Source organism: Leptotrichia sp. oral taxon 417, assembly GCF_013394865.1.
Lineage (GTDB): Bacteria > Fusobacteriota > Fusobacteriia > Fusobacteriales > Leptotrichiaceae > Leptotrichia > Leptotrichia wadei_A.
Genome location: NZ_JABXYV010000001.1, coordinates 1,046,847 through 1,058,531, shown reverse-complemented (window position 1 = coordinate 1,058,531; position 11,685 = coordinate 1,046,847). Strand labels below are relative to the sequence as shown.

11 protein-coding genes are annotated in these 11,685 nt (G+C 31.4%); all 11 read right to left on the bottom strand.

The features are described from left to right. Positions 1–174: 174 nt before the first annotated feature. Positions 175–1,008 carry an ATP-binding protein gene (locus HW276_RS05030; RefSeq protein ID WP_147003453.1) on the bottom strand — a complete coding sequence of 278 codons (834 nt, stop codon included), beginning with the start codon at positions 1,006–1,008 and terminating at the stop codon, positions 175–177. A gap of 352 nt (positions 1,009–1,360) precedes the next feature. Continuing rightward, positions 1,361–1,978 carry a lipopolysaccharide assembly protein LapB gene (locus tag HW276_RS05025; RefSeq protein WP_178937654.1) on the bottom strand — a complete coding sequence of 206 codons (618 nt, stop codon included), beginning with the start codon at positions 1,976–1,978 and terminating at the stop codon, positions 1,361–1,363. A gap of 418 nt (positions 1,979–2,396) precedes the next feature. Further along, complete coding sequence (locus HW276_RS05020; protein WP_147003451.1) at positions 2,397–3,128, bottom strand: tetratricopeptide repeat protein; 732 nt, start codon at positions 3,126–3,128, stop codon at positions 2,397–2,399. 91 nt (positions 3,129–3,219) lie between these two features. Then, entirely contained in the window at positions 3,220–3,762 is a 543-nt protein-coding gene (locus HW276_RS05015; RefSeq protein WP_178938525.1) for a chromate transporter, read from the bottom strand. Continuing rightward, positions 3,762–4,301: a chromate transporter gene (locus tag HW276_RS05010; protein WP_178937653.1), complete on the bottom strand. Its 540-nt coding sequence runs from the start codon at positions 4,299–4,301 to the stop codon at positions 3,762–3,764. Before HW276_RS05010 ends, HW276_RS05015 begins: the two co-directional genes overlap by 1 nt. Positions 4,302–4,439: 138 nt before the next feature. Next, positions 4,440–5,792, bottom strand: coding sequence for a M18 family aminopeptidase (locus HW276_RS05005; protein WP_147003449.1), 1,353 nt, complete (start codon positions 5,790–5,792; stop codon positions 4,440–4,442). 373 nt (positions 5,793–6,165) lie between these two features. Then, the gene (locus HW276_RS05000) at positions 6,166–7,437 is read right to left on the bottom strand and encodes a hypothetical protein (protein ID WP_178937652.1); all 1,272 of its coding nucleotides are present in this window, start codon (positions 7,435–7,437) and stop codon (positions 6,166–6,168) included. 192 nt (positions 7,438–7,629) lie between these two features. Then, a complete protein-coding gene (gene dapA / locus HW276_RS04995; RefSeq protein ID WP_178937651.1) occupies positions 7,630–8,514 on the bottom strand; it encodes a 4-hydroxy-tetrahydrodipicolinate synthase in 885 nt (294 codons plus the stop codon). Between the two features lie 85 nt (positions 8,515–8,599). After that, positions 8,600–9,451 (bottom strand): diaminopimelate epimerase, encoded by an 852-nt coding sequence (gene dapF, locus HW276_RS04990; RefSeq protein WP_178937650.1) that lies wholly within the window; start codon positions 9,449–9,451, stop codon positions 8,600–8,602. Positions 9,452–9,463: 12 nt separating this feature from the next. Next, on the bottom strand, positions 9,464–10,276 hold the full coding sequence (locus HW276_RS04985) for an SDR family oxidoreductase (protein WP_178937649.1): 813 nt from the start codon (positions 10,274–10,276) through the stop codon (positions 9,464–9,466). A 163-nt stretch (positions 10,277–10,439) separates the two neighbouring features. Then, on the bottom strand, positions 10,440–11,657 hold the full coding sequence (locus HW276_RS04980; protein ID WP_178937648.1) for an aspartate kinase: 1,218 nt from the start codon (positions 11,655–11,657) through the stop codon (positions 10,440–10,442). Positions 11,658–11,685 lie beyond the last annotated feature (28 nt).

Below are 11,685 nucleotides of genomic sequence, written 5' to 3'. Positions count from 1 at the left end.
AATTTTTAAATATTTCTAAACTTCTATTTAACGTTAAGATTTAACATCTCTCTAAAATTTGCTATTAGATACGTTTGATAACCTAAATTTTTTTTACTTCTACAAAAGGTAAGACCTTTGCTTCAAGATATTTATTTTATAAAAATTAAGAACAGCTAATAACTGTTCTAACATTTATTTATCTTTATTTACATTACCGCCTGTATATCCAAAAACATAATCCAAATTTATATTTCTCATTGAATTGAACACACTTTGCTTTACTCCTGGATTCTTTTCTTCAAGTTCAGCCAGCAGATTTTTCACTTCCCTACGTTTGCTTGAAGTTTTTCCGGCTTCAATTGTACATCCGCAGTTCATTGCACGAATCCCGTTTGTTTTTGTATAATCAATTATATCTGCTTCCTTTACGTAAATTAACGGACGAATCAATTCTAATTTTCCAGAAGTTGAGGGAACTTTTGGAGTCATTGTTTTCATTGTCCCAGCATAAAGCATATTTATAAGAGTCGTTTCAATTACGTCATCAAAATGATGCCCAAGCGTCAGTTTATTAAATCCAAGTTCTTCCACTTGCGTATACAAAATTCCACGTCGCATTTTAGCGCACAAAAAGCACGGATAATCTTTAGCCTTTTCATTTGCAATTTCCCAAATATTTGTATCAATAATATCACAGTCAATATTTAACTTATCCAAATTATTTTTAAAATTATCTAAATCAGAATTTCTAAATCCCGGATTCAGACTAACTGCCTTAAATTCAAAATTTTTCCGCCTGTCTTTTTTTAATTCCTGAAATAATTTTACCAAAAGTAAACTGTCCTTCCCTCCAGAAACACCAATCGCAATTTTATCCCCATCTTGGATCATATCAAAATCACTGATTGCCTTCAAGAATTTTGACCAGATACTTTTTTTATAAGTTGTCACTATACTTTTTTCAATTTCCTCCACATCCTTCATTGGACAATCTGGAAGTATCGCTTCACATACTAAATTTACCACTTTCCTTCTCCTTATACTTTTTTTATTTTTAAATAATAAACCAGAATCCTCGTCAAATTTTTATATTTTCAATTTTAAGCAAAAATAATAAAAAGCTGTCATAGATAAGAATTTCACTCCTTATTTTAAGACAACTTTTATACTAAAGATTTCATTTCTTATTCACTTAAATTCCCAAACTAATTTTTATATGTTTTACTGGCTACATATTCAATTTTTACTATTTTATCTAATGACCTGTTTGATGACTGCAAATATAATTAAATAATCATTATATAACAAAAGGGGGAAAATTTCTTGTAAAAAATAAAAATATTAAATTGCCAAACATATCTAAATTATTTATTTAATACTAAATAACTTCTGCATTTGTAGCTTTAAGATTTAATTTTTTATTTTCTTCCTTGATTATATTTCCATATTTATCTTCTATATAATGTATTTTTTCAATAAGTCCTTCATCTCGTGAATCAATTCTAAATGCCGCCTTATATTCTTCCAAAGCCTTTTTGTGCCGCCCCATGTGCTCATACTTTCTAGCAAAGTCAATATGTGCAATATACATATCAAAATCAAGGAATATCGCAAGGTCATAACAGTCAACCGCCTCCGATATTTTACCCTTTCTTGAATAAATATTTCCCAAAAGGAACAAAATAAACGGTTCATCCTTTGTACTTACATCAAGTGCCCTGTTAAAGTTTTCTTCAGCCTTGTCAAGCTCTTCATTTTCATAGTACAAATAACCCAAAAAAGCTCGTATTTCAATTTCATTTGGCTGCAACTTTGTTAATTTTTCATAAATTTCAATTGCCTTGTCATTTTCCCTTAGTGCATGATAAATAGAAGCCAATGTTTTTAATACTTCCACATCATCTGGATTATTTTTTATTTTTCCTAAATTTTCTTTAAGAAGCTGTTCATTATTTTCGTTGTATCTTATCTCTCTAAAAATCAATGTTTCTAACATTATTTCCCATTGCTACCATATCTACTTTTAATTAAAATGCCAGTTTTTCTTAATTAAATAGTCTGTTAATGTAGCATCTCCTTTCTTTTTCTTAATTTTATAAAAATTTCAAAAATTATCTAAAATCTAATAAAAAATCTATAATTTGGAGAATTTATAATTTTAGGTTATCTCTGGGATGAATATTGTAGTTATAATTTATGAAGTATTTAAAATTATAAAATTAATAATTAAATTTTTAAAACTATAGAATTTAGATTTAATTAAAATAAAAATTATAGAATTGCATAAATATATTTAAATTTCTTAACTTATTTTATCACAAATAATGATTTTAGTAAATAACATTATTCATAAATTTTTTTCAATTCTTTTAAAATTAAGATTAGAAAGTCAGACAAAATGGGAATTTCAAACATTATTTCAATTTAGCCAATTTATTTGTCGCCTCTTGACTTCCAGATTTTACAGCCTTTTCATAATATTCCTTAGCTTCCTTCGTACTTTTTTCTACACCTTTTCCATCTGCATACAGATCTCCAAGCGCTTCATACATTGGGGCCGTAGTCTTATCCATTCTGCCTTCGGCTTTTTTATAAAACTCTATTGATTTTGCATAATCTCCAACTTTTTCATAAAGTTTTCCAAGTTTATAACTTGAAACTAAATCTCCGCTGCTATCCCCAATTTCATAATAAAATTCTGCATCATCCAGGCTTTTTTTCACTCCAAGCCCATTTTCAGACATTATTCCCAAATATCTAGGCCCTTGGGCATCTCCGCCATCAACAGAACTTGAAAATGATGCAAATGCCTTTTTATAATCTTTTTTTACCCCCAAGCCTTCCAAATAAAGAATTCCAATATTTCTCATTGCGCGATAATTCTTATTTTCAGCGGCTTTTTTACTCCATTCCATAGATTTTTTATAATCTGCCTTAATTCCATCTCCCTGAAGATATATTTCCCCAAGTTCCGCCTGCGCCTCCACATCCCCCTTTTTAGCCTTTTCTGTCAATTCCTTAATTTTATCATTCATTTTATTTTCCACAGTTACATTATTTTTGGAATTCCTTGTTCCTTTATTTTTTTTCCCGCAACTAAACACCAGAATTAATATTAATATTGCAATAATATATATTTTTTTCATAATTTCCTTCTTTCTATTTCTATTATTACTTCTTTGCTAAACTTTTTAATTTTTAATTCAATAACTTGTTTTTTTACTTTAACAAAAAATTTTAATAAATTATAATTCCCACAATAGCCGCAATTACTGTCAGCAATATTGGACTCATCTTCCACTTTAGCACAAGTGCCATTGACACAACAAATATCACAACACTTTTCCAGTCAATGAAATTATTTTTATCGATCAATAGCATTGCAGCCGCCAAAATTAGTCCAACAACAACAATTTTTAAACCAGCAAATGCATTGTCTATATATTTATTATCTTGAAATTTTAAATAAAATTTACTGAAAAAGGACATTACAATAACTGACGGAAGAATCAGCCCTATTGTTGCAACTGTTCCAGTCAGAACTCCGTGCCAAATTCCTGCTTTGTTCCCAACTAAATATCCAACATAAGTTGCCGAATTTAGTGAAATTGGACCTGGAGTAACTTGAGAAATTGCTACAATATCTGTAAACTGCTGTACATTTACCCATTTATGAAAATCTACAACATCAGCCTGAATAAGCGGTAAAATCGCATATCCTCCACCAAAACTGAATAATCCTATCTTAAAAAATATAGAAAATAATAGTATCAATAACATCATTTATTTTTCCTCCAAATCATCCAAACATTACCTAAAACAGCACCTAAAACAATCATCGCAATAGGCGGAAATTTCAAAAATGCAACCATTACCGCTACTAAAAGCACAATCCACAATGTCTTACGGTTAATTTTAGCTGACTTTCCAATTGTATAAACACTCGCTGCAATTAATGCAACTACCATTGGTCTTATAGCTTTAAAAGCCTTTATCACATAAACATTATCCTGTATATTGCTAAACAATGAAGCTATAAGGAGAATTACTATAAATGACGGTAACGTCGAAGCTATAACTGTAACTGCCACGCCTAACATCTTTTTTATTTTATATCCCACAAAAACTGATATATTTACTGCCAACGCTCCTGGCGAAGACTGTGCAAGAGCCAAAAGCTTTATAAATTCCTCTTCTTCAATCCACTTCTTCTTAGCCACAATCTCATCTTGAATAAGCGGAACCATAGCATATCCACCACCAAGAGTGAAAGCGCCAATTTTAAAGAAAATCCAGAATAATTCCAAATAAACTTTCATTTTACCTACTACCTTTCTAAATCATTTATTTTTTATTTTATCACAAATATCATAATATTACAAATTTAGATATTTTTAAATAACTGAATACAAAAAAAGACAGCCAGATTCTGACTATCTCCTTAAAAATGACATATCCTACTCTTTTGAAAAAAATTCCTTTGCCAATTCCTTTAAATAAAACACATCAAAAATTCCACATAATTCCCGTACCGAATGCATTGCAAGCATCGGAACTCCCAGATCCACTCCATCTATATCCAGATGCGTCGATGAAATCGGACCAATCGTGCTTCCACCAAGTTCATTTGATTCATTTACAAATGGCTGAATTTGTATTTCAGTGCCTTCAATAAGCTGTTTAATTACTGCAATCGAATATCCGTCAGAAGTATATTTTTGCTTTGCACTTATTTTTATAGAAATCCCTTCGTTTATTTTCCCACGATTTGTAGGATCTGTTTTGCCTAAATGTGCAGGATGTGCCGCATGTGCCGCATCAGCTGATAAAATATATGAACTTTCCAGCATTTGCAAAAAATCCCCTCGGCTAAGCCCAAGAGCCAGCGAAATTCTTTCCAGCGTATTTAACAAATAATTAGAATCTGCCCCTTGCTTTGTAGCACTTCCTATTTCTTCATTATCAAACGCCACAAAAATATTAATTCTATCCTGATTTTCTTCGGCTTCCAAAAGTCCAATCAGCCCTGTATAAACAGAAGCAAGATTATCAATTTTTGGTGATGACATAAATTCTTCATTTGCCCCCAAAAGACATCCTTTTTCAGTCGCATACAAATACAAGTCAAAATCAATTATATCTTCCTTTTTTATTCCAGTTTTCTCTAAAATAACTCTTTCAAGATAACCTTCCCTTTCAAAATTTTTGTTAATAAGTGAAATTACAGGCAAAACATCATTCTGCTTATCAATTTTTACACCATTATTTACTTCCCTGTTTTGATGAATTGCCAGATTTGGTATTGTCAAAAGTGGCTCATCTATCTTAATTTTCACAGTTCTTGGAAAAAATGAATTTTCCCCCTTCACAATAACACGTCCAGCAATAGAAAGCGGTCTATCAAACCAAGTGCTTAAAATAGGCCCTCCATAAACTTCCGTATTCAATCTCACTACATTTTCTGTGACTATTTCAGGACTAGGCTTTATTCTAAAACAAGGAGAATCTGTATGTGCCCCAAATATTTTAAATCCATTTTTCACATCAAAATCCTCTCCAACCGTAAAGGCAATTATAGTGGAACTAGATTTTTTTAAAAAATACTTTCCACCCTTTTTAATTTCCCATTTTTCACGTGGCATAATTCTTTCAAACCCATTTTCATCCAAAATATCCGAACAGTTTTTCACAACGTGATAAGTACTTGGACTTTCATCGATAAATTCGATAACTTCCCTTGCAAAACTTTTCACTTCCATCTCAATAAAATTTTTCTGTATCTCTTCCAGCTCTCTCGTTGTGTGTATCATCTCTATTCATTCCTCTCAAATACAAATTTAAATTATTTAAAAATATTTCCCTATTAACAATATTGTACCCCATAATTTCAGATAATCAAAAAAAATTTTGATATTTTTTTAAATTTTTTTCTTTTTGCGTTATACTATTTCCCATTAAAATAATATAATTGGTGTACCTTCTGTTACTCAAAGGGTCAAGACCCCTTGCTTCAAGATATTTATTTTATTAAATTCTAAGTTTGTATAATTATCGAACAGGTCTAATGTATTCTCACTTTATCCTATTATTAAAACAATAAATTTGATATATCTTCTACAAGGAATTAAGACTCCTTGTCAGAAACTGTAAAATATAATTTCTATTTTTCAAATGGATTTAGCATTATTTCACTTTTGAAGAATTTCTTTTCTGTCTGAATAGCCATTCCATAGCAGGCTTCATATCATATGCATGTTGCCAAGTATAACGGTGATTCCCATTTTTGTAAACTGTATAATAAATATTATATCCTTCTTCTATTTTACTTTGAACTTCTTTATTTACTTCATCTTGATTTTGTTCAGCATCAACTGTCATTCTTTGAACTTTTGCACCATTTTTTTCCAAATAATCTGATATTTCAGTCAAACTTGGATAAGCTCCAGGATCTCCTTCTGACGCAACAAACCATATATTTTGATTTTTCATTGGTTCTGTTACATTTACATCCCATTTACTCGCAACAATATACGAACCGCCAAATAAATCAGGATATCTTGAATCCAATGAAATAGAAGACATTCCGCCCATTGATTGTCCTGTATTATAAATTCTATCTTTATCTATTGAATATTTTTCAGTTAGACTGTTTATCAATTCAACCGTTCTGTCCAGTTCAGGACCATATTCATAATTATCATTTACCGTTACTACTTCATATTGCGGTGCTAGCACAAAACTAGGATGGTTTTTCTGCCATTCAGGACTTGCCCAAACTGTAGCACCATTTCCTTGACTTAATGTGTACTTAGTTTCAGAAGATACAGCTCCTGCATCATGCATAAATACTACCATCAGATATTTTTTAGATGGATCATAATTTTTAGGCATATACAAATTATATTTCAAAGTCTTCCCATCTTTTCCAGTAAATACAAATTGCTTGAAATCTTCTATTATTAATTGTCTTGTTTTTGTTGAAACTTGTTTTTCCTCAGAATTGTAAACTTTTCCATTTACAGTTTTTACACTTCCTGTTTGAGTTACTTCCGCTGTAATTGTTTTTAAAGGTTTTGCATCACCTTTCCCACCCAACGTCGGTCCTTTTTGTCCTGTTGCTTTTTTCTTTTCCATTTCTTCTTTAGAGTGGTCACTTGCCTGAGCTACCATCGGTAGTCTTTTCAATTCCAAAATTACATATTTCCCATTTTTTGATTTTTCTCCATTTTTTTCATTCTGCTTACTTACATATGCTTTTTCAATTTCTCTGCCTTCTACTTTATAATCTGAAACAGAAACTGAATTCCCTGCAATTTCTTTGTCATATGTTAGCACAACTGCCGATAAATTTTCTCCATCTCCAAACACTTCTGTTATCGCTTCCACATTTTTAATATTCCCTGCAAAAGACAAACTTGCAATTCCTAATAATCCTATTACTATATTTTTTATCATTGCTTTCCTCCAATTTATTTTTTTGTTAAATTAATTTTATCAATTTAATGTGTCATATTTGCGACTATTTCCTTTAATTTTTCTTTGTCTATCTTTTTTTTAAAGTTTAGCAGAAAAAGCAAATATTAATAAAAAAAACTGGATTTTACTCCAGCTCTTTTCATAATTCAAAATTTTCCAGCAAATAAAAAATTAAAAAATCCCTTTTTCCTTAAATACTTTAGTTAATTTCCCGTAGGTATCCGCTTCAGCTGCAACCAATGGCAATCGCACTATATCATTATCCAATTTTCCAAGTATTTTCATAGCTGCCTTTACAGTTACAGGATTTCCTTCAACAAACATATTTCTGCTTACATCGTATAATTTCGTATGAAGTTCAAATGCCTTATCAAAATTTTTGTTTAAGAATGAACTAATCAAGTCGCTCATTTCCTGTGGCATTATATTAGCAACTACTGAAACTACTCCTTTTGCTCCAATCGAAAGCATTGGCAAGATTAGATGATCTTCTCCTGACAAGATTTCAATTTTATCTCCACATAAATCTTGGATTTTTATCATTTGTTCCAAACTTCCTGTTGCTTCCTTTACAGCCACAATTTCAGGCAGTTCAGCCAATTTTGCAATAGTTTCCGCTTCAATGTTTGTTCCTGTTCTTCCTGGCACATTATAAAGCATTACGGGAAATTTTGCCTCTTTTGCAATTGTTTTATAATGTTCGTAAAGTCCTCTTTGGCTAGGTTTGTTATAATATGGACAAGTACTTAATGCCGCATCTGCTCCCAGCTCTTTTGCATACTTTGTCAATTCTACTGCTCTTGCTGTATTATTTGAACCTGCTCCTGCAATTACTTGTATTCTTCCCTTCACTTCTTCCACAACTATTTTTATCACTTTTTCATGTTCCGCAAATGTTAGTGTTGGAGCTTCTCCAGTTGTTCCACAAGGCACAATTCCAGCTGTTCCATTTTCAATGTGATAATTTACCAGTTCTCTCAATTTATCTTCATCTAATTCCGTTCCATTATTTTTAAACGGCGTAATTAAAGCTACGTAAGATCCTTCAAATTTCATTTTTTCCTTCTTTCCTTAATTTTTACTTTAATTTTATATTCTTTTATTTTTTCAAAAATTTTAATTAATACTAAATTTAAAAAAATTATCTTTGAAATTTATACAATCCTTCAGCAATTTTTTCACTAGGCCCAGTCATAAAAGCGTTATTTTCTCCACCTTCATATTCAATAACAAGCTGTCCGCCAGGTACTTTTACATTTACCTTATTATCTACAAAACCAAAAGTTCTAGCAAGCACTGCTGAAGCTGTTGCACCTGTTCCACAAGCCAATGTTCTTCCTGCTCCACGTTCCCAAGTAATTACTTCCATTCGCTTTCTGTCATACACTTTCACAAAATTTACATTAACTTTTTTAGGAAATAAATCAGTATAATTTTCAATTTTTTTCCCAATTTCATCAATATCATAATCACTAAAGTCATTTACAAATATTACAGAATGGTCAGTTCCCATAAAGATATACGAAATTTCAATTTCTTTTCCATCAATGTTTATTTTTTCTCGCAAAAACTGCTCTTTTTCTGTATTTATCAATTCTTTTATGTTAAAAATAGGTTTTCCCATATTTACTCTTGCAGAAAAATCATCCTTTTCCTCATCATAATTCACCCTTATTGTCAAATCTCCAGGAACTGTCTTCACAACAAATTCATTTCCATCGACTAAATGATTATTTACAAGATAATGTGAAAAACATCTTATTCCATTTCCACACATAGGCGCCTGACTTCCATCTGCATTAAAGAAAAACATAAACGGCATACTTGCCACATATTTTAAAATAATCAGTCCATCTGCACCTATTCCAAAATGTCTATTGCAAACTTGGCTTGCAAACTCTCCATATTCAGGTATTCCCTTTTCAATCAGCTCTTTTTCGCTAACAATAACAAAATCATTCCCTGCACCCTGATATTTCTCAAATTTTAACATTTCAAACCTCCATTAATTTTTATTTTTCTTCTCCTGCAACTTTCCAGCCGTTTTTACAACAAATTTTCTTGATAGGAATCTAGTCCCAAAAACTGCAATCCTATTGAAAATTCCAGGAATTATAACCACTTTTCCCTTCTGAAACTCTTTATACCCAATTTCAGCCACTTTCTTCGCAGTCATAACTTTCAATCTCTCAAACAGCGAACTTTCCTCCAAATTGCTGCTCTTCTCAAAGCCAGTATCTGTCGGTCCAGGACAAAGTGCCGATATTCTAATATTTTTTCCTCGAACATCATTTCTCACTTCTTCCCTAACTGCTTCCGTAAACGACTGCACAAAGGCTTTACTTGCATAATACGTACTCATTAAAGGCCCTGGCATAAAAGCTGCAATTGAAGACACATTTAATATCCCGCCATTTCCATCCTTTAGCATATCATTTAAAAACAGTCTTGTCAATTCTACAACTGCCTTTATATTCAAGTTTATCATCGCATCATTTCTTTTCATTGTTTCTTCATCAAATTCAGAAAATTTCCCATAAATCCCAACTCCAGCATTATTCACGAGTACATTTATTTTCAATTTTTCAGATTTCACTTGATTATAAAGCCCTTTAGCCGCATTTTCCAACGACAAATCATTTTCAATTACAGTTATTTTGATATTTTTAGAAATTTCCTCAAAAATCTCTTTTTTTAAAATTTCCAGCTTATCTTTATTTCGTGCCACAACAACCAGATTATGCCCGTTTTTTGCATAAATTTTAGCAAGTTCATAGCCAATTCCGCTGCTTGCTCCTGTTATTAAAACCGTTTCCATAAAAATTCCCTTTTTTATATTAAACCCAATCCTGTAAAAAGATATTTCAGCAGACCTGCTCGACAACTAAATTTTTTCCATAAGAGTTCAAGAATCCTTGCTTCAGAATATTTATTTTATCAAATTCTAAATGCACTTAGTTTCCGAATAAGTCCAATAATTTTTATATATCAAATTCTCTAGCAAATAATTCTGCAACTTTTTTACCCATAACTTCATCCACAACCAACGAAATGCTAATTTCTGAAGTCGAAATTTGGTGAAAACTTATATCATTTTCAGATAAGATTTTAAACATTTTTGCAGCTACACCAACATTACTAATTAATCCAATTCCTACAATTGAAACTTTTGTAACATATTGGTTTATTATAAATGATGTCTTTGAAAATTCAGCTTCTATTTCTTTACCAATTTTTTCAAGTGCTACTATATCAGTTTTTGGACAAGTAAACGCAAAACTTCCATGATGGCTAGTTACATCATTTTGACTTATCATATCAATATTTATTCCATTTGCTTCAGCTTTTTCAAAAATCTCATATACATTTTGTGCATTTGTAGGAATTTCTTCCACGTTTACCATTAATATATTTTCATTTATCGACACTCCAGTTATTACTTTTTCTTCCATTTCTTTAATCTCCTTTATTTTTTGAATTGAAGTTATAATCGTTCCATTTTTTTCACCAAGTGATTTTCCAACATAGATTTCTACTCCATATTTCCCACCAAGTTCAACAGCTCTAGGCTCCATTACTCCAGCCCCTAAATAAGCCAATTCCATCATTTCATCATAAGAAATATATGGCAATTTTTTCGCATCGCTATACACTCTCGGATCAATTGAATAAATTCCGTCAACATCCGTATAAATCTCACATTTTCCTCCCAAAGCTGCCGCAAGTGCAACTGCAGAAGTATCAGAACCTCCACGCCCCAAAGTAGTTACATCTCCATCTTTATTAACTCCTTGGAATCCAGCTACAACAACAATTTTTCCTTCATTCAAGTGACCTTTTATAACATCACCATTTATATCATCTATTTTATTTTTCATATAATGCCCACTCGTTCTTATTCCTGCTTGAGCCCCTGTCAATGAAATCGCTTCATATCCCAATGTTTTCAACGCAATACTTAAAAGCGAAATTGTTTGTTGCTCTCCAGTCGACATCAATCTATCCATTTCCCTAGAATCTGGATTTTCAGTAATTTCATGAGCCAATTTAATCAACGCATCAGTTGTTTTCCCCATAGCCGAAACTACTACAACTACATCATTTCCTGAATCCTTTACGCTACCTAAATATTTAGCGATATTCATAATTTTTTCAGTTGTGGCAACCGAAGTTCCACCATATTTATGTACAATAATCACAATAAATACACCTCTATCCTTTCAATCT